22 protein-coding genes are annotated in these 20779 nt (G+C 70.9%); 8 read left to right on the top strand and 14 right to left on the bottom strand.

What is annotated here, in order from left to right; translation table 11 throughout:
• Nucleotides 1-5 precede the first annotated feature (5 nt).
• Genes ACFQW6_RS13870 through pknB form a run of 4 tightly spaced genes read left to right on the top strand, consistent with a single transcriptional unit; the run spans nt 6 to nt 6158 of the window.
• Nucleotides 6-1409, top strand: coding sequence for an FtsW/RodA/SpoVE family cell cycle protein (locus ACFQW6_RS13870; RefSeq protein WP_378546149.1), 1404 nt, complete (start codon nt 6-8; stop codon nt 1407-1409).
• Nucleotides 1406-2866 carry a peptidoglycan D,D-transpeptidase FtsI family protein gene (locus ACFQW6_RS13865; protein WP_378546146.1) on the top strand — a complete coding sequence of 487 codons (1461 nt, stop codon included), beginning with the start codon at nt 1406-1408 and terminating at the stop codon, nt 2864-2866. Before ACFQW6_RS13870 ends, ACFQW6_RS13865 begins: the two co-directional genes overlap by 4 nt.
• On the top strand, nt 2863-4371 hold the full coding sequence (locus ACFQW6_RS13860; protein ID WP_378546143.1) for a serine/threonine protein kinase: 1509 nt from the start codon (nt 2863-2865) through the stop codon (nt 4369-4371). The genes ACFQW6_RS13865 and ACFQW6_RS13860 overlap by 4 nt, the downstream gene beginning before the upstream one ends.
• Nucleotides 4368-6158, top strand: a complete 1791-nt coding sequence (gene pknB / locus ACFQW6_RS13855) for a Stk1 family PASTA domain-containing Ser/Thr kinase (protein WP_378546140.1) — start codon at nt 4368-4370, stop codon at nt 6156-6158. The genes ACFQW6_RS13860 and pknB overlap by 4 nt, the downstream gene beginning before the upstream one ends.
• 156 nt (nt 6159-6314) lie before the next feature.
• Here the strand turns inward: pknB and ACFQW6_RS13850 are convergent, their stop codons facing one another.
• Nucleotides 6315-7067, bottom strand: coding sequence for a DUF881 domain-containing protein (locus ACFQW6_RS13850; protein WP_378546137.1), 753 nt, complete (start codon nt 7065-7067; stop codon nt 6315-6317).
• A 94-nt stretch (nt 7068-7161) separates the two neighbouring features.
• Here ACFQW6_RS13850 and ACFQW6_RS13845 point away from each other — a divergent pair, with 94 nt between their 5' ends.
• Nucleotides 7162-7614, top strand: a complete 453-nt coding sequence (locus ACFQW6_RS13845; RefSeq protein WP_378546134.1) for a cell division protein CrgA — start codon at nt 7162-7164, stop codon at nt 7612-7614.
• Between the two features lie 336 nt (nt 7615-7950).
• On the opposite strand, the gene ACFQW6_RS13840 is transcribed toward ACFQW6_RS13845, so the two are convergent.
• Nucleotides 7951-8895, bottom strand: coding sequence for a rhomboid family intramembrane serine protease (locus tag ACFQW6_RS13840; protein WP_378546131.1), 945 nt, complete (start codon nt 8893-8895; stop codon nt 7951-7953).
• A gap of 55 nt (nt 8896-8950) precedes the next feature.
• Nucleotides 8951-9463, bottom strand: a complete 513-nt coding sequence (locus ACFQW6_RS13835; protein WP_378546128.1) for a peptidylprolyl isomerase — start codon at nt 9461-9463, stop codon at nt 8951-8953.
• A gap of 205 nt (nt 9464-9668) precedes the next feature.
• On the opposite strand from ACFQW6_RS13835, the gene ACFQW6_RS13830 reads away from it, so the two are divergent.
• Nucleotides 9669-10484 (top strand): hypothetical protein, encoded by an 816-nt coding sequence (locus ACFQW6_RS13830; RefSeq protein WP_378546125.1) that lies wholly within the window; start codon nt 9669-9671, stop codon nt 10482-10484.
• A 61-nt stretch (nt 10485-10545) separates the two neighbouring features.
• Here the strand turns inward: ACFQW6_RS13830 and ACFQW6_RS13825 are convergent, their stop codons facing one another.
• The 7 genes from ACFQW6_RS13825 to leuE form a co-directional block, all read right to left on the bottom strand.
• Nucleotides 10546-11577 (bottom strand): 1-acyl-sn-glycerol-3-phosphate acyltransferase, encoded by a 1032-nt coding sequence (locus tag ACFQW6_RS13825; protein WP_378546122.1) that lies wholly within the window; start codon nt 11575-11577, stop codon nt 10546-10548.
• Entirely contained in the window at nt 11574-12404 is an 831-nt protein-coding gene (locus ACFQW6_RS13820) for a patatin-like phospholipase family protein (RefSeq protein ID WP_378546119.1), read from the bottom strand. Before ACFQW6_RS13820 ends, ACFQW6_RS13825 begins: the two co-directional genes overlap by 4 nt.
• Nucleotides 12405-12474: 70 nt before the next feature.
• The gene (locus ACFQW6_RS13815) at nt 12475-12855 is read right to left on the bottom strand and encodes a DUF3817 domain-containing protein (protein ID WP_378546116.1); all 381 of its coding nucleotides are present in this window, start codon (nt 12853-12855) and stop codon (nt 12475-12477) included.
• Between the two features lie 23 nt (nt 12856-12878).
• Nucleotides 12879-13619 (bottom strand): SURF1 family protein, encoded by a 741-nt coding sequence (locus ACFQW6_RS13810; RefSeq protein ID WP_378546113.1) that lies wholly within the window; start codon nt 13617-13619, stop codon nt 12879-12881.
• Between the two features lie 25 nt (nt 13620-13644).
• Nucleotides 13645-14922 (bottom strand): RNA polymerase sigma factor, encoded by a 1278-nt coding sequence (locus ACFQW6_RS13805; protein WP_378546110.1) that lies wholly within the window; start codon nt 14920-14922, stop codon nt 13645-13647.
• A 4-nt stretch (nt 14923-14926) separates the two neighbouring features.
• On the bottom strand, nt 14927-15259 hold the full coding sequence (locus ACFQW6_RS13800) for a YciI family protein (RefSeq protein WP_378546107.1): 333 nt from the start codon (nt 15257-15259) through the stop codon (nt 14927-14929).
• A gap of 124 nt (nt 15260-15383) precedes the next feature.
• Nucleotides 15384-16055, bottom strand: coding sequence for a leucine efflux protein LeuE (leuE, locus tag ACFQW6_RS13795; protein WP_378546104.1), 672 nt, complete (start codon nt 16053-16055; stop codon nt 15384-15386).
• Between the two features lie 424 nt (nt 16056-16479).
• Here leuE and ACFQW6_RS13790 point away from each other — a divergent pair, with 424 nt between their 5' ends.
• A complete protein-coding gene (locus ACFQW6_RS13790; RefSeq protein ID WP_378546101.1) occupies nt 16480-17565 on the top strand; it encodes a tyrosine-type recombinase/integrase in 1086 nt (361 codons plus the stop codon).
• Here the strand turns inward: ACFQW6_RS13790 and ACFQW6_RS13785 are convergent.
• The 3 genes from ACFQW6_RS13785 to ACFQW6_RS13775 form a co-directional block, all read right to left on the bottom strand.
• The gene (locus ACFQW6_RS13785) at nt 17518-17910 is read right to left on the bottom strand and encodes an ATPase, T2SS/T4P/T4SS family (protein WP_378546098.1); all 393 of its coding nucleotides are present in this window, start codon (nt 17908-17910) and stop codon (nt 17518-17520) included. The two genes, ACFQW6_RS13790 and ACFQW6_RS13785, sit on opposite strands and share 48 nt — an antisense overlap.
• A gap of 547 nt (nt 17911-18457) precedes the next feature.
• Entirely contained in the window at nt 18458-18592 is a 135-nt protein-coding gene (locus tag ACFQW6_RS13780) for a hypothetical protein (protein ID WP_378546095.1), read from the bottom strand.
• 47 nt (nt 18593-18639) lie between these two features.
• Nucleotides 18640-19188: a hypothetical protein gene (locus ACFQW6_RS13775; RefSeq protein ID WP_378546092.1), complete on the bottom strand. Its 549-nt coding sequence runs from the start codon at nt 19186-19188 to the stop codon at nt 18640-18642.
• Between the two features lie 526 nt (nt 19189-19714).
• Between ACFQW6_RS13775 and ACFQW6_RS13770 the strand changes: the two genes are divergently transcribed.
• Complete coding sequence (locus ACFQW6_RS13770; protein WP_378546090.1) at nt 19715-20080, top strand: helix-turn-helix domain-containing protein; 366 nt, start codon at nt 19715-19717, stop codon at nt 20078-20080.
• Nucleotides 20081-20218: 138 nt separating this feature from the next.
• Here ACFQW6_RS13770 and ACFQW6_RS13765 read toward each other — a convergent pair whose 3' ends face one another.
• Complete coding sequence (locus ACFQW6_RS13765) at nt 20219-20641, bottom strand: hypothetical protein (RefSeq protein ID WP_378546087.1); 423 nt, start codon at nt 20639-20641, stop codon at nt 20219-20221.
• Nucleotides 20642-20779: the final 138 nt, after the last annotated feature.

Below are 20779 nucleotides of genomic sequence, written 5' to 3'. Positions count from 1 at the left end.
CTGCGATGAGTCAGACCGGGACCCTCATGGGCTTCGTGCACCGGCGCCGCCGGGGCGCGGAGCTGTTCCTGCTGGTGCTCGCCCTCGCGGTCGGCATCGGCGCCTACGCCGCCGTCGGCCTCGGGGTCGAGGGAGCCGTGCCCGCAGACATCCTCGGCTACGGGGGCTGGCTGACGGGACTGATCGTGGCGGCCCACGTGACGGTCCGCTTCGTGGCCCCGTACGCCGACCCGGTGCTGCTTCCCCTCGTCGCCGCCCTCAACGGCCTCGGGCTCGCCGTGCTGCGCCGTCTCGACCTGACCTACGAGGCGTCGGGCGACCCGCACACCTTCGCGCGTCAGCAGCTCACCTGGATGACGCTCGGCGTGATCCTCTTCATCGCCACGCTGATCCTGCTGCGCGACCACCGGGTGCTCCAGCGGTTCACCTACACCGCCGGCCTGATCGGCATCCTGCTGCTGATCCTGCCCTTCCTCCCCCTCGTCGGTCGGGAGATCAACGGCGCCCGCATCTGGATCAACGTGGCCGGCTTCAGCTTCCAGCCCGGTGAGGTCGCCAAGGTGATGCTGGTGATCGCGTTCGCCGGCTACCTCGTGCTCCACCGCGACGCCCTGGCGCTCGCCGGGCGCCGCGTCCTGTTCGTCGACCTGCCGCGCGGACGCGACCTCGGCCCGATCCTGGCGATGTTCGGGGTGTCGATGATGATCCTGGTCCTGCAGAACGACCTCGGGTCCTCGCTGCTGTTCTTCGGCCTCTTCCTCGCGATGCTCTACGTCGCCACGGAGCGGGCCGGCTGGCTCGTCGTCGGCGGACTGCTGTTCGGAGCCGGCGCGCTGGCGGCGTACACCTTCGTCGGCAACGTGCAGAACCGCTTCAACTTCTGGCTGCACCCGATGGACTACTACGACGCCTCGCCCGGCAGCTACCAGCTCGTCGAGGCGCTGTTCGGCCAGGGCTGGGGCGGCCTCATCGGTCGCGGCTTCGGCAACGGCTTCCCCGAGCGGGTGCCGTTCGCCTACTCCGACTTCATCCTCTCGACCATCGGCGAGGAGCTCGGCCTGACCGCGATCATGGCGGTGATCCTCTGCTACGGCCTGATCGTGGAGCGGGCGCTGCGGATCGCGCTCATCTCGCGCGACGGCTTCGGCAAGCTGATGGCCGTCGGCCTCGGGACGATCATCGCGCTCCAGGTCTTCGTCGTCATCGGCGGCGTCACCGGCCTGATCCCGCTGACCGGCCTGACCACCCCGTTCCTGTCGTACGGCGGCTCCTCGCTCGTCGCCAACTGGGTCGTCATCGCGCTGCTGCTCCGCATCTCCGACCAGGCTCGTCGTCCCACCCCCCGCCTCGACCCCGTCGACGAGGCGGGCGAGGACAGCGAGACGACCCAGGTGGTGAAGCTGCGGTGAACAAGCCCATCCGCGTCGTCTCGGTCTTCTGCCTCGCGCTCTTCATGGCGCTGCTCGTCAACGTCACCTACCTGATGTACGTCCGCGCCGACACGCTCTCCGACGACCCGCGCAACCGCCGCATCATCACTGCCACGTTCTCCCGCGAGCGGGGGGCGATCCTCGTCGGCAAGGACGCCGTCGCCCGCAGCGTGCCGTCGGACGACAAGTACAAGTTCCAGCGCGTCTACCCCCAGCCGATGAAGTACGCCCCGATCACCGGCTACTTCTCCTGGTACGGGCAGACCGGGGTGGAGAGCTCCCAGAACTCCGTTCTCGCGGGCGACGACTCGCGACTGTTCGTCACGCGCCTCGTCGACCTGCTCAGCAACAGCGACCCCAAGGGCGGCAACGTGCAGCTGGCGGCGGACGCCGCCGCGCAGGACGCCGCGTGGGCGGGCCTCGAGGGCCTCCCGGGCGACGCGCAGGGTGCCGTGGTGGCGCTCGAGCCGACGACCGGGCGCGTGCTGGCGATGGCCTCGACGCCGACCTTCGACCCGAACAAGCTCGCCTCGCACGACTTCGGCGCCGTCGCCGACCTCAGCAAGGAGCTCAACGCCGACCCGCGCGAGCCGCTCATCAACCGGGCGATCGGCACGACGCTGCCCCCGGGGTCGACGTTCAAGCTGGTCACCGCCGCGGCCGCGATCGAGTCGGGCAACTACGACGCCGACTCGCAGGTCCCCGGCGGCTTCCGCTTCAAGCTGCCGCAGTCCACGACGACGGTCGGCAACTACGACGGCGGCAACTGCGGCGGCCGTCGGATCACCCTGACGCAGGCGCTGCAGGTCTCGTGCAACGTCACCTTCATGAGCCTGGCCAACGAGCTCGGCGTCGACGCGATGGCCGACCAGGCCGAGGCGTTCGGCTTCAACGACACCTCGCTGGAGGACCTCGGCGGCCAGGCCGAGTCGCTCTACCCGCGTGACCTCGACCCGCCGCAGACGGCCCTCTCGGGCATCGGCCAGTCGAGCGTCACCGCCACGCCGCTGCAGATGGCGATGGTCGCCGCCGCGATCGCCAACGACGGCGACGTGATGCGCCCCTACGTCGTCGACGAGGTCCGCGCCGCCAACCTGTCCGTGCTCGACCGCACCGACCCGCAGAGCATCAGCAAGGCGATCTCGAGCACCACCGCCGATGAGCTCACCTCGATGATGGTCGCGACCGTCGACTCCGGCACCGCCACCCCGGCGCAGATCCCCGGCGTGCAGGTCGCGGGCAAGACCGGCACCGCGCAGTCCACGGCCGACCGGCCGCCCTACGCGTGGTTCGTCTCCTTCGCCCCGGCCGACAATCCTCAGGTGGCCGTCGCCGTGCTGGTGCAGTCGAGCGACACCTCGCGCTCGGAGATCGGCGGCGGGCGCCTCGGCGGCCCGATCGCCAAGGCGGTCATGGAGGCGGTGATCAACCAGTGACGGCACTGACCCCGGGCGGCCACGTCGACGACGCCCACCGCTACCTCCTCGAGTCGCGCATCGCCACCGGCGGCATGGGCGAGGTGTGGTCGGCCCGCGACACCGTCCTGGACCGGCGCGTGGCGGTCAAGGTGCTCAAGCCCGAGTACGCCGACGACGCGCTCTTCCGCACCCGGTTCGAGACCGAGGCGCGCAACGCCGCCGCGCTGCACCACCCCGGCATCGCCGCGGTCTTCGACTACGGGCCGGGCGCACCCGACGACGGGTCGTCGACCCACCGCCCCTACCTGGTCATGGAGCTCGTCGACGGCCAGCCGCTCTCCGCCCTGCTGCGACCCGGGGCACCGCTCGACCCGGCCGCCACCCAGGAGCTCCTCGCCCAGGCCGCCGACGCCCTCGGCGTCGCCCACGCCGCCGGGATCGTGCACCGCGACGTGAAGCCCGCCAACCTGCTCGTCACCCCCGACCGCCGGATCAAGGTGACCGACTTCGGCATCGCGCGCGCAGCCGAGGGGATGGCGCTGACGCAGACCGGCGAGGTGATGGGCACGCCCGCCTACATCTCGCCGGAGCAGGCGGAGGGCACGTCGGCCACCGCGGCGTCCGACGTCTACTCCCTCGCCGTCGTGGCGTTCGAGTGCCTGGCCGGGCGCAAGCCGTTCGTCGCCGACACCCCGGTCGCCACCGCGATCGCCCACCTGCGCAACCCGGTCCCCGACCTGCCTGACACGGTGCCCGCCGACCTCGCGGCCGTCGTACGCCGTGGGATGGCCAAGTCGCCCGGGGAGCGCTTCCCCGACGGCGCCGCGTTCGCCCGGGCGTTGCGTTCCCCCGCCTCGGTGACCGGTGCAGGCGCTGCCACCGTCGTCGCGCCGGCCGCCGCAACGGACGGGAGCACGACGCAGGTCATGCCGGCGGGGGCTTCTGCTCCGATCCCGGCCCCGACGCCGACCCCGACGCCCGAGCCGGCGCCCGCCCGCCGTCGTACGACGCCGTGGCCGCTGCTGCTCGGCATCGCGGCCGTGGTGGCCGCCGTGCTGCTCGCCTTCTGGCTGGGCGCCCGCGACGACGAGCCCACCGGCTCGACCGGCGACAACACCCCATCGCAGGGTCAGTCGCCGTCGCAGGAGCCGACACCGACCCCCACCGAGACCCCGACCGAGACTCCCACCGAGACCGAGCCGGAGACCCCCACCGAGACTCCCACCGAGACTCCCACCGAGACCCCCACGGAGACTCCCACCGAGACCGAGCCGGCCACGGTCGAGGTCGACCCCGCGGCCTTCGTCGGGCGCGACCGCAAGGACGTCGAGAAGGAGCTGCGCGACCTCGGCCTCGAGCCGGTCGCCGTCGAGCTGGAGAACCCCGGCGACCAGCCGGACGACGCCGTGGAGTCGGTGGAGCCGAGCGGCACGCTCCAGGAGGGCGACCAGGTGACGGTGAGCTTCTGGAGCAAGATCCCGCCCGGCCAGCGACAAGACGACGAAGGGAACGACGAGGGATGACGCAGCCGGAGCCGACGCTCATCGGCGGCCGCTACGAGCTCGGCGAGCTCCTCGGCCGAGGCGGCATGGCCGAGGTCCGCAAGGGCAAGGACCAGCGCCTCGGTCGCACGGTCGCGGTCAAGCGGCTGCGCACCGACCTCGCGAGCGACGCCACCTTCCAGGCCCGGTTCCGCCGCGAGGCCCAGTCGTCCGCGTCGCTCAACCACCCCTCGATCGTCTCGACGTACGACACGGGCGAGGAGATGGCCACCGACGGGTCGGGCGTCGCCCAGCCCTACATCGTGATGGAGTGCGTCGAGGGGCGCACGCTGCGCGACATCCTGCGCGAGGGACGCAAGATCCTTCCCGAGCGGGCGCTCGAGATCACCGCCGGCGTGCTGTCGGCACTCGACTACAGCCACCGCGCCGGGATCATCCACCGCGACATCAAGCCCGGCAACGTGATGCTCACGCCGTCGGGCGACGTGAAGGTGATGGACTTCGGCATCGCCCGCGCCATCTCCGACGCCTCGTCGACGATGACGCAGACCGCGGCCGTGGTCGGCACCGCGCAGTACCTCTCCCCCGAGCAGGCCCGCGGCGAGACGGTGGACTCACGGTCCGACGTCTACTCGACCGGCTGCATGCTGTACGAGCTCCTCACCGGCCGGCCGCCGTTCGTCGGCGACAGCCCGGTCGCGGTCGCCTACCAGCACGTGCGCGAGCCGGCGGCCCCGCCGTCCGACCTCGACGACCAGCTCGACCCCGAGATCGACGCGATCGTGATGAAGTCGCTGGCCAAGCGCGTCGAGGACCGCTACCAGAGCGCGGCAGCGATGAAGGCCGACATCGAGCGCTACCTCGCCGGCCACCCGATCCAGGCCCCCGCCGTGCCGCCGCCGGCGGAGACGCAGTACGTCCCCCCGGTCCCGCCGGGCGACGCGACCTCGACCATGGCCGCCTCGCCGCCGCCCCAGCGCGACGAGCCGTCGCGCAGCCGCGCCGGGTGGTGGGTCCTCGCCGGTATCCTGGTCGTGGCCCTCCTCGCGGGCGGTGCGTACCTGCTCAACGACATGCTGTTCGACGACGCGCCCGAGCGTTCCGCCGTGCCCAACGTCGTCGGCCTCACGGAGGACGAGGCGCGCCTCCAGATCGCCGATGCCGGCTTCACGGTCGGTCGGATCACCCGCGAGACGTCCGAGACGGTCGCGCCCGACACGGTCATCTCGCAGGACCCGAACCGCGACGTCTTCGCCGACCCCGGCGCCTCGGTCGACTTCGTGCTCTCGCTGGGCAGGCCCGAGGTGGAGGTCCCCTTCGTCGTCGGCACGCAGCGCAAGGAGGCGCGGGCCGCGATGCTCGCCCAGGACCTCAAGGTGCGCTTCCAGGAGCAGGACTCCGACGAGCCGCGCTACCAGGTCCTCAGCACCGACCCGCCCGCCGGCACGTCGGTCGAGGAGGGCACGACCATCACGATCGTGTTCTCCGACGGCCCCGAGAAGGTCCCGGACGTGCGCGGGCTGAAGCAGGGTCAGGCCGAGCGGGCCATCCGCGACGCGGGGTTCACCCCGGACGTCCGCACCGACGCAGCGTCCACCGAGCCCAAGGGCACGGTGGTCGACCAGATCCCGGCCGGCGGCACCGCCGACCAGGGCAGCACCGTGACGATCTTCGTCTCCGCGTTCGAGGAGCCGGTCGAGACGCCCACGGAGACACCCACGGAGACGCCGACCGAGCCGCTCCCGACGGAGACCGAGACGCCCACCGTGCCTCCCACCGAGACGCCGGAGACCCCGCCGACCCCGTAGCCGGCGCGCCGCTGCGGTCCCCGGATATCCGGTGACCACCCCGCTTTGCACCCGAGATCTCGACCGCGAAGTCCGAGTCTCGGGTGCTCAGTCGTCCGACCGCCCCACAGCACGACGTACGCGCGATGAAGGCCCTCGGGAGCCGACGAGGCCGGACTATCCCGGGATGGGGGTCGCGTAGGTGAGGTCGAGCAGGCCCTCGTACGGCGGCGCGACGGCCGAGTCGAGGCGGGTCATGTCCCACGAGACGCCGCCGCCGGGCACGAGGGTGTAGTCGCGGTAGGTCGCGAGGATGGGGTCGGTGGTGAGCTCGGCCTCCATCGCGGCCGGGTCGCCGATGCCGACGATCACGTAGGGCGGCGAGTAGGGGATGCCGTGGAGGGTGACCTGGTTGCCCTCGCACTTGATGCCGGTCGTGGAGATCAGCCGCTGCCCCTGGATGGTGACCGCCTCGGCGCCGGCGTTCCACATGGCGTTGGCCACGGCCTGGATGTCCTGCTGGTGCACCACCAGGTCGTTGGGGTCGCCCTCGTAGGCAAGGCGCGACTCCTCCGAGGCGTCGTCGAGCGAGACCTGCACGGCCTGGCCGGTCTTCTCGGTCAGCCCCGCGGGGTCGGAGAGCGTGGCGATCTGGTCCTGCGCCCGCTTGACCGACCGGTCGCCGAGCTGCGTGCTCAGCGCTTCCACCTCGGCGTTGAGCGAGCCGGCCTCCGCGGTGAGCTGGGCGGCCTCGTCGCGCTCGGCGCGGACCACGGAGGCGAGGTCGGTGAGCCGTCCGCCGCGGAGGTCGAAGCCGTCGCTCTGCTCCGCGCTCACCGCGAACAGGGCCCCGATGAGCAGGACCACCACCGGGGTCGCGACCCGCCAGAGGCGACGACGCCCGGGGGACGAGTGGGACGGTGACGGCATGACGACTACGCTAGCCCCCCGTCGGGCACCGTACCGCCCGTGACCGGCGCCGTGAGCGCGCCGGGACCCTGACAGACCAGCCCCAGGAGCAGCAGTGTCGAAGTCCCCCACGATCACCACCGCGGAGAAGACGTCGCTCTTCACCCCGAGGTTCGTGATCGCCCTGGTGCTGATCCTCGCCGGCATCGGCTGGCTGGTCTTCTACTACGTCCAGGCCCGGGGCAACCCGCTCGCCTTCCCGCCGGTCGAGGGCACGCCCAAGGCCGTCGCCGACCTCGGCGACTGGAACTACGCCATCGGCTTCGGCCTCCTGCTGGTCGGCCTGATGGTCTCCGCCCACCCCTCCACGCCCCTCGGCCGCGGCCGCGGCGTCGTGGTCGGCATGCTGGGCTGCTTCCTCATCGGGCTGGTGTGGATCTGCACCTTCTACATCTTCTCCGACGACCTCTCCAACCTGCCGATCTTCAACGACCTCGGCCAGTGGAACCTCGTCGTCGGCATCGCCTTCATGGCGGTCGGGTTCAGCTTCGCGACCAAGTGGGAGTAGGTTCTCCCTCGGCCCGGTGATCCGGGTCACCACGGCACTCTCGCCTCGAGCGGTGAGTGAGGCGCCTTCCTGGGGAAGGGAAGGCGTCTCTCTCACCGCTCGAGTCGATTTCGGGGTGGACGAGGGCGGCTGGAACAGGGACGGGAGATATCCCCACTGTGGACAACCCCTGTGGAATTACACGTCTGTAGTTATCCACACCTGTGTGCACAGCTGGGGACAGCCGCGCGCGACGCTGGACGGGCGGGCGTCCCCCAACAACACCGCCCCCGCCTCCCCGTCGTACGACGAGGGGCGGGGGCGGGGGCGGGGGCGGGTGAGCCTGCCGGGCAGGCGTCAGGAGAGGGCGACGTCGCGCACGAGCCCGAGCGCGAGGAGGGCGACCAGCAGGAGGGTCAGGCCGACCCACTGCACGACCGAGCGCCGGGATGCCGGGGCGTAGGCGATGATCGCTGCCGCCAGCGCTCCGCCGATGAGGCCGCCGAGGTGGCCCTGCCAGGAGATGTAGCGCCAGCCCACCACCGTGATGACGACGCCGAGCACGAGGTTCTGCACGAGCCACTGCGAGTTGAGCCGGGCCTTGCGGGCCACGACGAGCAGGGCGCCCAGCAGGCCGAAGATCGCTCCGGAGGCGCCGACGGTGGAGACGAAGTCGTAGCTGAACCACACCACCATCACCGATCCCGCCACGGCGCTGATGAGGTAGATCGCCAGGAAGCGCGCCCGGCCGACGATGCCCTCGAGCGCGGGACCGAAGAGGAAGAGCGCGAACATGTTCATCGCCAGGTGCCAGATCTCGACGTGGGTGAACGCCGCCGTGACCAGCTGCCACCAGGCCCCGTCGGAGAAGCCGGCCTGGAACGTCGCGCCGGACGCCTCGCAGACCTTTTCCTCGATGTCGTAGAGCGAGCCGTTGGCGGGGTCGCACACCCCGACCGGTCGCAGCGCCAGCAGGTGGGTGAGCCACGACGTGCGACCACCCGTGATGGTGATCGCGAGCCACACCACCGCGTTGATGCCGATCAGGACGAACGTCGTCAGCCGGGGGTCGGCGCTGCGCTCCCCGCCGTACATGGCGCGGTTCTGGCGCGAGCCCTTGCTGGCCTCCTTGACGCAGTCGGGGCACTGGAAGCCGACCGCGGCGTCGCGCATGCAGTCAGGACAGATCGGCTTGTCGCAGCGCTGGCAGCGGATCCAGGTCTCGCGGTCGGGGTGCCGGTAGCAGGTGGGCACCCCGGCCGCGGTCCGGTCCGTGGCCGGCCCGTCAGGCGGCTGGGTCATGGCAGGGACGTGGCTGGTTCAACGTGTGTCGCGTCGGTGTGCGGACCGGGGTCGGTCAGCGCTCGATGGTGACCGACTCGAAGACCACCGGCTCCTGCGGGCGGTCCATCGCGCCGGTGGGGGTGGTGGCGATCGCATCGACCACGTCGCGGCTGGCCTGGTCGGCCACCTCGCCGAAGATCGTGTGCTTGCGGTTGAGCCACGGGGTGGCGCCGACGGTGATGAAGAACTGCGAGCCGTTGGTGCCCGGGCCGGCGTTGGCCATCGCGAGCAGGTAGGGCTTGTCGAAGACGAGCTCGGGGTGGATCTCGTCCTTGAACGTGTAGCCCGGGCCACCGGTGCCGGTGCCGAGGGGGCAACCGCCCTGGATCATGAACCCGTCGATGACGCGGTGGAAGCCGAGGCCGTCGTAGTACTTCTCGCCCGAGCGGCCGGCGTCGTCGCGGTAGTCCTTGGTGCCCTCCGCGAGCCCGATGAAGTTGTCGACGGTCTCGGGCGCGTGGTTGGGGAACAGGTTGACGACGATGTCGCCCCGATTGGTCTTGAAGGTCGCCTTGGGGTCGGCCATGGGATCTGCCTCTCAGCTGTGGGTCTGTCGTACGTCGATGTGGCGCGGCACGGCTGCCGTGCGCCTCGATCCTGCCACGCCGCGCCCACCCCCGAGCCAGGCAGGGCGCCCGCGTGACTCCGTCCGTCTCGGCCCACCCGGGCGGGGCTGGTCGCGTCACGGCCGCCGTGGTGAGATGGAGCCACACTCACAGAGGAGGTCACGCATGCCTTTCGGCCGCAAGAAGTCCCTGATGGATCGTGCTCACGACTACGTGGAGCAGCTCTCGGAGACCGTCACCGACACCGTCGTACCCCAGCTGGAGTCGGCGTGGGAGCAGGCGGTGGAGAAGGCGGGACCCGCGCTGACCGACGCCCGTGACAAGGCCCAGCCGCTGCTCGAGGAAGGGCGCACCCGCGCCGCCGAGGCTGCGGCAGCCGGAGCCGCGCTCGCGGCCGTCAAGACCGCCGAGGCGCGCGAGAAGGCCGCCCCGCTGCTGGAGGAGGCGCGCGCCACCGCCGCCGAGAAGGCAGCCGTCGCGGCCGCGCTGGCGTCCGAGCGTGCCGCCGAGGCCCGTGAGCTGGCCGCGGCCAAGGTGAACGAGCTGCGCGGCGTCGAGCCCGAGCCGCAGGGCAGCAAGCTGAAGAAGCTCCTGCTGGTCACCGGGCTGCTCGCCATCGGCGGCTTCGTGTTCAGCAAGCTCAAGAGCAAGCAGGACGCCGACGCCAACTGGCAGTCGACCTACGTGCCGCCGGCCCCGCCGAAGCCAGCGTCCACGACCGGGTCGGCCACCGTGCCGCCGACGCCCGCCTCCCCGGCGACGACGTCGGCCGCACCCGGTGGCGACCCGCTCACCGACCCGCTGCCCGACGAGGTCACGGCCGACGACGTCGTGACCGTCGACCCGCCGGCCACCGACGACCCCGGCGGCGGCGCCCCGGGTGAGGCGATCAGCGACTCGGTCGAGGAGGCGCACTCGCCGACCGACCCGGACGCGCCCGCCGACGTGATCGACATCGACGACGTGCCGCGCAAGAGCTAGCAGCACCGCACCACCGCACCGGGCGGTGCGTGACGAGGATTCTCCGACGACGGACTCCTCCTCACGCACCGCCCGTCTGCGTGTCGGCCTCGCGGTTGGCCTCGATCCAGTCGTCGATCCGCTCCCACCAGTGGAAGAGCCAGTCGATGCGCTCGTCGCGGTCGGCCGGGATCTCCTCGCGGGCCACCCGCCACCAGCGCATGGTGATCTGCTTGTCCATCGGCAGCTCGCGCCACAGGTCGCCGACGGTCAGGAGGTGGTCGAGCCCGGTGTGGGCGACCATCAGCACGTCGGCCTCGGGTGCGGCCTCGAGCGCGGCGAGCACCCCGCCGGGACGGGGGGCCAGGACGTGGACCATGTCCTCCGCGCGCACCGCCATCCGCTCCAGGCCGAGCTGGCGGAGCTTGGCGATCGCGCGGTTGCGGCGCGCCGCGGTGAAGTTGCCGCCCTCCGGGAAGATCACGAAGGCGTCGTTGTGGTCGAGGCCCGTCGCGAGGGACGCGATCTGCGACTCGAGGTCCTCCCCGGCCGCCGGGTTGGGGGAGATGAAGCGGGCCGGGACGCGGTTGAGGATCACGTCGATGGCCGGGTCCCAGGCGAGGGTGTTCTTGAGGACGACGCGCGGCTCGCGGTGGTACCAGTGCAGCAGGGCGTACATCAGCACGAACGAGTCGCCGGGTCCTGCGTGCCGGCACATCACGAGCACCGGTCCGTCGGGAACCCGTGACGGGTGCGGCCCGTCGGTGCGGATCTGCAGCGCCAGCACCCGCCGGGCCTCGCGGAAGAAGACGATCAGCGTGCCCTGCACAAGGTCGTAGTGGATGCCCGCGAAGTAGGGCGAGCGGATCCGCCAGCCGAAGCCGCTGGCCAGCCACAGGCCGAGCAGCACCGCGAGCATCAGCGTCTCGAAGGTGGCGTACAGCAGCACCAGCCACAGCACGCGCAGCGCGCGCCACCGGCCGGGCAGCACCGGGGCGAGCGCCGCGGCCACCAGCAGCCAGCCCGGCAGGGTCACCCACATCAGCACGGTGAGGGCGACCACCGCCGGGGCCACCACCAGCCGGCGGAGGACCCACACGAGCGGGCGGCTCATGGTCGGCCGAGCTCGGCGTCGAGGAAGTCCCGCGAAGCGGCGTACGTCGCGTCGATGCGGTCCTGCACGCCCGAGAAGTCGCGGTGGGCGAGCAGCGAGTCGTCGCGCGACGAGGTGCCGGCGGCGGGCAGGACGTGGGCCTCGACGCCGTCGGGGATCGTCGCCATGTCGCGCGTGAACCGGTGTCGGCGGGCGACCTCGAAGCTCACCCGTGCCACCTCCCACGGTCGGGTCGGCACCTTGAGCGGCCGGTCGATCCGGCCGACCTGGAGCACGAAGACCCGCGTGGCGCCGAGCTCGACCGCGCGGCCCACCGGGATGGAGTTGACGAGGCCGCCGTCGAGGAAGTGCTCGCCGTCGACCTCGGCCGGCGGAAGCAGGCCGGGCACGGCGGCGCTCGCGAGGATCGCCGGCACGATCGGCCCCTCGGTGAACCAGTGCTCGGCCGCTCGCTCGATGCTCGCCGCGCACACCTCGAGCCGTACGGGCAGGTCCTCGAAGCGAGCGCTGCCGAGCTCCTCCTCCAGGCGGGTGCGCAACGGCCCTGAGGAGTAGATGTGGGTGCCCGTCGAGACGGCCCGCCGTACCGTGCGCAGCGGCCGGTCGCCGTACACATCGCGTCCCTGCGCCGTCGCGACCCACAGGTCGGTGAGCCGCTCGATGACCGCGAGCTCGGGCTGCCGGGCGACCATCGCGCCGTTGAGGGCGCCGACGCTCGTGCCCAGGACGAGGTCGGGGACGATGTCGCGCTCGAGCAGGGCCCGCAGCATGCCGACCTCGACGGCGCCCAGGACACCGCCGCCACCGAGGACGAACGCGGTCACCATGGGTCGACCCTAGGGCTCCCGCTGGTCGAGGAGGGACGAAGTCCCGTCACGAGACCCAGGATGCGGAGGTTCAGGCGAGCTCGGGGTGCTCGGCGCGCACGCGCTGGGTGGCGCGGTGCTCGGCCCAGAAGGAGACCAGCGGGATCGTGCCGCAGACGAGGGTCACCAGGGTGAAGGGGAAGTCCCACCTGGCCCGGCGCGAGAGCAGGAAGGCGCTGAAGAGGAAGATCATGTAGAGCCAGCCGTGCGCGACGCCGAGGTAGGTCGTGATCAGCTCGCCGAGGTGCTGGGCGTCGGAGCCGGGGGTGACCCAGGTCGGGGTGCTGTCGAAGACGCCCCACATCGGGGATCCGTCGAAGTTGGCCAGCGGCACGCCGATCAGGCAGAGCACCACGAGCAGGACCCCCACGATGGTGGCCATGACGCGGTACGCGGTGAGGTTGCGGGACACGGCGGTCAACCTATCCGGCACCGCTATCCGGCGCTGGGTGAGGGCAGCTCGGGTGCCAGGTCGGGGGTGGTGGCATCGCGCCGCCAGCGCCACCAGATGTAGGCGGCGAAGGCACCGAAGATCCACCACTCGACGGCGTAGAGCAGGTTCCGGACGCCGGTCGTGCGGCTCGGTGTCGGCAGCGCCGCGAGCTCGGCCTCCTCCAGCCCGGGGCCCGGTTCCTGGCTGATGACGTAGGCCGACCAGAGGTCCACGTCGACGCGCTGCACCGCGTCGGCGACCCGGATCTCCGGGAAGACGTCGTCCGACGGGTCGTCGTCGACGACCAGCGTGCCCTCGGGGGGCTGCAGCCAGCCGGTCACCTCCGCCTCGCCCGAGGCGGCCAGCAGGTCCGCGTCGGGCTCGGGCGCCCAGCCGCGTACGACGAGCACCGCGGCGTCGCCGGTCTGCAGGGGTGCCACGGCCCAGTAGCCCGGCTTGCCGCCGCTCGAGCGGTCGGCGACCCAGAAGCCGCCGTCGAGCCACTCGCCCGACACCTCCACCGGCCGACCCAGGTCCGGGGCTGGGAACGGGTCGTCGTTGCCCATCACGTCGTCCAGCGGCACCGGCGTGATGCTGGTCAGGTCGCGGGCCTCGGCGTCGCGGTGCATCTGCCAGGCGTCGTACTGCCACTTCCCGAGCGTCCCGGCGATCCCCACCAGCACGAGCGCCAGGGCCGCCGCCCCGAGGTCGATCAGCAGGCCGGGTCGGCGGGGGGCGGTCACGGCCCCGATTGTCCCAGCCGCCCGGTCACCGTCCTCCGGCGGATGCGAGCTGGTCCCGCCGACGCGTGAGGTACGCCATCTCGGCGGAGTTGCCGGACAGCTCGATCGCCCGGTCGTACGCCTCGCGCGCCTCCGCGCTGCGGCCCAGCCGGCGCAGCAGGTCGGCGCGGGTGGCGTGGAAGGCGTGGTAGCCGGCGAGGGGCGCGGCCAGCGCGTCCACCTGCGCGAGCGCGACCTGCGCGCCGTCGAGCTCGGCGACGGCGATCGCGCGGTTGAGGGCCACGACCGGCGACGGGTCGAGCCGGGCGAGCTGGTCGTACAACGCCGCGACCTGCGACCAGTCGGTGTCCCGGGCGTCGGCGGCATCGGTGTGGACGGCGTTGATCGCGGCAAGCAGCTGGTAGCGACCCGGCGGCCGGCCCGAGGCCAGCCGCTCGCGGACGAGCGCGTGGCCCTCGGCGACGAGCGTGCGGTCCCACGCGCCGCGGTCCTGCTGGTCGAGGGTGACCAGCTCGCCGTCCGCGGACACCCGTGCCGTGCGGCGGGCCTCCGTGAGCAGCATCAGGGCGAGCAGGCCCGCCGCCTCGCCGTCGTCCGGGAGCAGCTCGCGCACCAGGCGCGTCAGGCGGATCGCCTCCCCCGTCAGCTCGGCACGCACCGGGTCGGTGTCGGCACCGCTGGCGAGGTAGCCCTCGTTGAAGACGAGGTAGAGCACGGTCAGGACGCCGTCGATCCGGGCCGGGAGGTCCGCCTTCGCCGGGACGCGCCACGGGATGCCGGCCGCCTTGATCTTCGCCTTGGCGCGGGTGATCCGCTGCGCCATGGTCGTCTCCTGTACGAGGAACGCGTGCGCGATCTCGGCGACGGTGAGGCCGCCGACCATGCGCAGCGTGAGCGCGACCCGCGCCTCCACCGCGAGGGCCGGGTGGGCACAGGTCAAGAGCAGCCGGAGTCGCTCGTCCTCGACGGCGCCGGCTGGCTCCGGTGGTCCCGAGAGCTGCCGGGTGAGCATGTGGGCCTGCCTCTGCTTGGCGTCGCGCCGGCTCTCACGGCGTACGCGGTCGAGGGCCTTGTTGCCCGCGGTCGTGGTCAGCCAGGCGCCCGGGTTGGGGGGTACACCGTCGGTGCGCCACCGCTCGACGGCGACGGCGAAGGCCTCGGCAGCGGCGTCCTCGGCGACGTCGAGGTCGCCGAAGCGCCGGGCGAGGGTGGCCACGACCCGGGCCCACTCCGCGCGGTGGACCCGGGCGAGGACCGCGTCGAGCCCGGCTGCGGCCCCTCCGTCGGTCCGTGGGTCGGCCATGGGCTCAGGCCACGCCGCCGAAGGGCCGGATCTCGACCTTGCGGTGACAGGCGCGCGAGGCGTCCGCGGACAGAGCAAGAGCGACGTCGAGGTCGTCGGCGGTGATGACCCAGAAGCCGGCGAGGAACTCCTTGGACTCCACGAACGGCCCGTCGCTGAACACCGGCGCGCCGTTGCGGCTGTCGGTGACGGTGGCGTCCTGCGGGTCGGTGAGGCCCCCGCCGAAGACCCAGCGGCCCTCGTCCTTGAGCCGGTCGTTGAACGCGTCGATCGCGCCGGGCGCGGAGTCGTCGGTCGGGTTGTCGGTGTCTCCGATGACGGTGAGGAGGTAGTGCATGTCGGTCTCCCGTGGTTCGGCGGCCACCCCTCTCGGGCGACCTCTCACCCCTACCACGAACGGGAGGGCGGGGATACGACAGCGCCGTCCGAGGAGATCTCGGCTCCCTTGGTGCGCGTGCTGGTCAGGCCGAGGCCAGGGCCAGCTTCACCGCGAATCCGACGAAGACCGCACCGACGGCCGAGGTCGCGCCCGCCGACAGCGCCTTGCGCCGGCGGAAGGCGGCCGCGAGGTGGGTGCCCGCGAAGATGAGGACGCTGAGGTACGCCGCGCTGGCGAGGGTCGCGAGCGTGCCGAGCACCAGGAACGAGACGACCGGGTGGGCGTAGGCCGGGTCGACGAACTGCACGAAGAAGGCGACGAAGAAGAGGATCGCCTTGGGGTTCAGCAGGCTGATCACCAGCGCGCGACGGTACGGCCGCTCGCCGCGGGCCCGAGGCTCCACGCCCGCCTCCACCGCGGCGTCGGCGATCTGGTCGGCGACGGGGACACGCGAGCGCCACATGCCCCAGGCCGCGCGCAGCATGCCGATGGCGAGCCACAACAGGTAGGACGCGCCCACCCACTTCACGACGGCGAACGCCGCCGGGTTGGCCTGGAGCAGGGACGCGACGCCGGCCGCGGACAAGGTCATCAGCACCGCGTCGCCCGTCCACACCCCCGCCGCACCGGCGTACCCGCTCCGGACGCCCCGCCGAGCGGCGACGGAGAGGACGTAGAGCGAGTTCGGGCCCGGCAGCAGGATGATCAGGACGAGGCCGACGATGTAGGTCGGAAGGTCGATGATGCCCAGCACGCGTCCAGTGTGCGGCCGGCCGCGGGGCGCGGGGCACCGATTTCGAGGGGTGGGCCGGACCTCACAGGCGACGCCGGAGGGGTGAGGTCATCAGTTGACCCTGCGGCTCCGCGTCTCGCCGCCGAAGTTGATGGAGCCTAGGGGGTTCGAACCCCTAACCCCCTGCTTGCAAACGGACCTGGAGTATGATCAAGACTGCGCTCTGAGCGTAAAATTGCAGGTCAGATGGGTCCAGACCCAGACCCAATCGGACATCGTTTCCCCCTAGGTGCCCCCTTGCCGTGCTGTGGAAGCAGGGGGTTAACTGGATCCGTCCGACGAAGCGGCTTGTCCGGAGGTACCGGCAATGACACGACGACGAGGGTTTGGCGAGCTCGAGCGACGCTCGGGCGCGACGGGACCGTCCTACCGAGCGCGGTACGCGATGCCGGACGGCACGCGGCACTCGCGCAACTTCCAGACCAAGCTCGATGCCGAGGCGTGGCTTGTCGCGGAGCGAACGCTCATTGACCGCGACGAGTGGACGCCGCCCAAGGCACGCAAGGTCGCCGAGGCACGCCGCGAACGTGAGCAGGCGATGAGCACGGTGAGGGCGTTCGCCAAGCGGTACCTGGCGGAGCGTGGCCTGCGACCAACGACGGCGCGCGGGTACCAGTCGCTGCTGGACCGCCGCATCCTGCCGTACTTCGGCGAGATGCCGTTGCGCGACGTCACGCTGTCCGAGATCAAGGCCTGGCGTCGGTCCCTCGACCCCAAGACCGAGTCGTCCAACGCGGCGGCGTACCGGTTGCTGCGCTCGATCCTGCAGGCGGCCTTAGAGGAGGAGCTGATCGACCGGGCACCGCCAAAGATCCGTGGCGCCGGCAGCGCTCCGGTGAAGCAGGTCGTGGTCCCCGCTACTTTCGACGAGATCGCGGTGATCATCGACGAGATGCCCCAACGCCTGCGGTTGCTCATCGTGCTGGCCGCCTTCGTCGGCTTGCGCGAAGGAGAGCTGCTGGAGCTGCGCCGGTCCGACATCGATGGCGTCACTGGCCGGATCACGGTCGCGAGGAAGGTCGACAAGGACGTCAACCCGTCGGTCCGCGGCGCATGCCCCCAGTGCGGGCGGCACATTAGCTCACCGAAGACGAAGAGCGGAGTGCGGACAATCCACGTCCCTCCACCGTTCTTGCCGATGCTCCAAAAGCACCTCCTCGAGCACACCGCTGCGGGACCGCGCGGTCTGCTCTTCCCCGGAGACCGCACCGACCACATGAGTGTTCGCTATCTGATGGACCGCTACCGCCCCGCGCGAGAGGCGGCTGGCCGCCCAGACCTCACAATCCACCACCTGCGCCACACCGCTCTGACCCTCGCCGGGCAGCACGGCGCGACGGCGGCCGAGCTGCAGGCGCGTGCCGGCCACGCCTCTCAGGCCGCGATGGCGATCTACCAACACGCCACCCTCGACCGCGACAGATCACTCGCAGAGAAGATAGGAGCGACATACGACGAGAATCAGCCCTAGTGGTGGACCGTGTCGGCTGCAGCACCAGGTCCACGCTGGTCGCCACCGTCGGCACGACGAAGCGGCCGAGAAGTTGTCGCCCGCCAGCAGCGGCAGCGTGCACGTCTTGACCAGCGCCTCCCGCGCGCTGTTGGCGTGGAGCGTGCACATGCCCGGCAGGCCCGAGTTGAGCGCGAGCAGCAGGTCGAGGCACTCGGCCGCACGGACCTCCCCGACCAGGATCCGGCTCGGGCGCATGCGGAGCGCCTCCTTCACCAGGTCGCGCAGCACGATCTCGCCGGTCTGCCCGAGACCTGCCTGGCGCGTCTGCATCGCGACCCAGTCGGGGCGGGAGAAGCGCAGCACAAACAACTGCGAACTACAGACCTAAACCCAGCATCGTCGGAGGTCGCACACAATCGAGCCACCGCGTGTGTCCGCACCCCATGGACTCCAGTCCCTCAGTCACTTCATAGACAAGCGTGGCGACAATGCCCACGACCGCTTCCCGTGCTCCCTCGGGACCGACCCGGAGGACGTGACGATCGGCACCGTGTGGTTCCACCCTGATCGATCAGGCCGCGCGGCTCGAGCTCATCGGTAGGGCTGGGCTGCCCTGGAGTGCTGCGGAGGGGCACTCGAGGCGGTCGGCTACATGGATAACGCGCATGCCCGTACGCGGGACTACAGGACGCCCGCACAGCGCGAGCGCAACGCCGTCGAGCTCGGGCGCGCATCGGTTCGCTGAGCCCGCCCCCGGCCCGCCGTGCGCGGCCGACTGATGCACGGTCAGTCCCACCCGCCCCTACTGCACAGCAAAACCACCCCCGGCTACGCATCGGCTGGGGGTGGTTCGCTTTCAACGCACAAGACCCGCCCCGGGTTGATCGGGGCGGGTCTTGGTTGAAGGACGTCAGGCTGCGGTGCGTACAGCGTCTTCGCGAAGTTCCTTGAACGGCTCCATCGTCAGGGCCGCGAGCTGTTCGGGGGTCAAGTCCGAGAGGGCGGCGCTGAGGATGCCCTTGATGGCACTCATCTGGTCGGTCATGGCGCATACTCCCACGTTGAGGTTGTGTGCTGGAAGGTAGCAGATGGTCAACGGTCGTTGGTCAAAACCAGCCAGCGCCCTGCCATCGTAGCCCTCCACCCAGTCTCAACGCCATTCGTCGTGTCGCTGTTCCAATGCTTCTCGATGAGCTTCAGCAGGTGAAGGCTGACGTTGCTGCGGCCGTACATCTTGACCTCGTCGAGGTTCTCACGCGTGGCCTCCTCCAGGATGCAAAAGTAGGAGCTCAAGTGAATCTCGAAGAGCTCCTCGCTGATCTCGTCGGTGTTGCTCTCATCGATCGGCCAGAACTCAGGGCTCACGAAAATCTTGAGGAGTTTCGTCATGCCTCGCTGAGGCGAGGGAACGGTCTCGAGAATCGCATCGATGCTTCCGGTCGACTCGTTCTTGAGCCCGCGTACGAGTCCGTGACCAGGCCGTGGTGCTCGGTTCTCGCGGCAGAAGTCGAAGAGCAGTACGAGCTCCACCTCGTAGGCCTCCTCGCCGGCAGCCGCACGCCACCGGGCGGACACCTCGTCGATGTCTCCTGGCGACGAAAATGTGGTCAAGGTGTAGTCGCGCAAGGTGTCGCCTTCCATGGAGGACCCGGGATCGAGGTGGTTTCGACGGGCGAAAATAGCCCATCTCGTTCCCGGTGAGAGCATCGAAGAGTCTTTCGCACACATGTTCGATCTAAGTCGTAGCATGTGGGTATGGCAGGCGGCATGACTCCGGGAGGGCGCGAGACACTCGCCGAGCGGGTCGCCACTACGCGCGCTCGGCAGGCTGCACACGGCACGGCAGGCGCCCATGGCACGAGGCCCGCCGACTGGGCTGATGTGCTCCGGGAGCCCGGTACGGGGTCGCAACCTCCGCCCATGCGGCATTGCTGGTACGACGGTCCAAACGGGCGGCAGGCGGCCCTGCTGCTCGAGTGGCGCAACCTCAGCGGCCACTATGACGGTCGCATCGCAGTGGCCGCTCAGGAGCCCGGAGTTGGGTGGGGCATCGTGGAGATGTGGGTTAGTGCGGGGATGTTGTCTCCCGCTTGAGGCGTCAAGCAGCGTCAGCGGACGAACCGAAAACCCGACATGACCGACCCCCGATCCGACAGAATCAACGCCCGTGACGGACGGGACCCTTGCTCGCGCACGCCGCGAACGTCTTGGAGCCAGCCAAGAGGACGTCGCCGACCAAGCCGGAATGAACCGGGACACCGTGTCGGCCGTCGAGCACGACAACTCCAGCGCGAAGTCGCGCCGCCTGGTCGCCGACACCCTGACCCGCATGGAGGACGACGCCGGGCTGCCACCTTACGAGCAGCCGCTCGTCGAGGACGTCGCGCCCGTCAAGGGTGCGGCCAGGCTGATCCGTGTCGAGGTGCCCGGCCTCAACGGAGCGGCGGCACTGGTCGTCGAGGGGCCGGCCGACAACCCGGAGGCCCTCGCGGCTGCGGTGGACGCGATCATGCGGCGCCTCTATCCCCGGTAACACTCCGACATGTGACGTTCTGAGATCAGCCTTCGTCGGGCTCCTCGGGCTCGGCCCACCACTCCCGGTCGCGCTCCTCGAGCACCGCCTGAAGGTCGCGCCACGCCTCAGAGTCGTCCTGCTCGGATTCCGCCTGGCTCATGCGTTCACGGTGCTTCGGGCTGCTCGAGCACGCAACCACAGCTCGAGATGGTCCAGGCGGAACCACCGGCGACCGTCGTGCACCATGTAGGGCACCCGGCCGCGTGTCGCTCGCATCTTGAGCGCGCCCTCCGAGCACCCCAGCACGGCTGCAGCGGCTGCCAGCGGTAGCCATTCGTGCCCGTCATCTGGGGGCGACGCCGGTTGTGGCTGTGTCGCCGGACGCCGTTGCTGACGCTTGGCGGCGCGCTCGGCGGCGCGTGCCTCCCTGACGGCCGCAAGCTCGCCCACCTCGGCTCGCGACAACGACGGCCACGCACCTCGCGTGGTCAGATCGCCGCGGCGCAGCATCTTCGGGATGAGGCTTACGTGCACGCCGAGGAGTTCTGCGGCCTGGCGGTGCGTCACCCACTCGTTCATGCGAAGAGGTTCCCACTTTGAGCGGCCTTTAGCGGCCGCGCCCGTGGGTCGAGCCAGCGTAAAGATATGGGTCGACCAGGGATGCTGTCGGCGATCTGAGCAGAGCTTCACTGCATCCCCGGTCAGAACGCCGCTAGT

Origin of the sequence: Nocardioides sp. GCM10028917 (assembly GCF_042666175.1) — a bacterium.
Classification (GTDB): Bacteria; Actinomycetota; Actinomycetes; order Propionibacteriales; family Nocardioidaceae; genus Nocardioides.
This window is presented reverse-complemented; position numbering and strand designations above follow the sequence as displayed.

Bases quoted from the DNA above. Each gene is read 5' to 3' on its own strand.
- pknB (WP_378546140.1), top strand. From the start codon at position 4,368: ATGACGCAGCCGGAGCCGACGCTCATCGGCGGCCGCTACGAGCTCGGC.
- ACFQW6_RS13825 (WP_378546122.1), bottom strand. From the start codon at position 11,577: ATGAGCCGCCCGCTCGTGTGGGTCCTCCGCCGGCTGGTGGTGGCCCCG.
- ACFQW6_RS13835 (WP_378546128.1), bottom strand. From the start codon at position 9,463: ATGGCCGACCCCAAGGCGACCTTCAAGACCAATCGGGGCGACATCGTC.
- ACFQW6_RS13820 (WP_378546119.1), bottom strand. From the start codon at position 12,404: ATGGTGACCGCGTTCGTCCTCGGTGGCGGCGGTGTCCTGGGCGCCGTC.
- ACFQW6_RS13850 (WP_378546137.1), bottom strand. From the start codon at position 7,067: ATGCCGTCACCGTCCCACTCGTCCCCCGGGCGTCGTCGCCTCTGGCGG.
- ACFQW6_RS13830 (WP_378546125.1), top strand. From the start codon at position 9,669: ATGCCTTTCGGCCGCAAGAAGTCCCTGATGGATCGTGCTCACGACTAC.
- ACFQW6_RS13870 (WP_378546149.1), top strand. From the start codon at position 6: ATGAGTCAGACCGGGACCCTCATGGGCTTCGTGCACCGGCGCCGCCGG.
- ACFQW6_RS13800 (WP_378546107.1), bottom strand. From the start codon at position 15,259: ATGCACTACCTCCTCACCGTCATCGGAGACACCGACAACCCGACCGAC.
- ACFQW6_RS13790 (WP_378546101.1), top strand. From the start codon at position 16,480: ATGCCGGACGGCACGCGGCACTCGCGCAACTTCCAGACCAAGCTCGAT.
- ACFQW6_RS13840 (WP_378546131.1), bottom strand. From the start codon at position 8,895: ATGACCCAGCCGCCTGACGGGCCGGCCACGGACCGGACCGCGGCCGGG.
- ACFQW6_RS13805 (WP_378546110.1), bottom strand. From the start codon at position 14,922: ATGGCCGACCCACGGACCGACGGAGGGGCCGCAGCCGGGCTCGACGCG.
- ACFQW6_RS13765 (WP_378546087.1), bottom strand. From the start codon at position 20,641: ATGAACGAGTGGGTGACGCACCGCCAGGCCGCAGAACTCCTCGGCGTG.
- ACFQW6_RS13775 (WP_378546092.1), bottom strand. From the start codon at position 19,188: ATGGAAGGCGACACCTTGCGCGACTACACCTTGACCACATTTTCGTCG.
- ACFQW6_RS13780 (WP_378546095.1), bottom strand. From the start codon at position 18,592: ATGACCGACCAGATGAGTGCCATCAAGGGCATCCTCAGCGCCGCCCTC.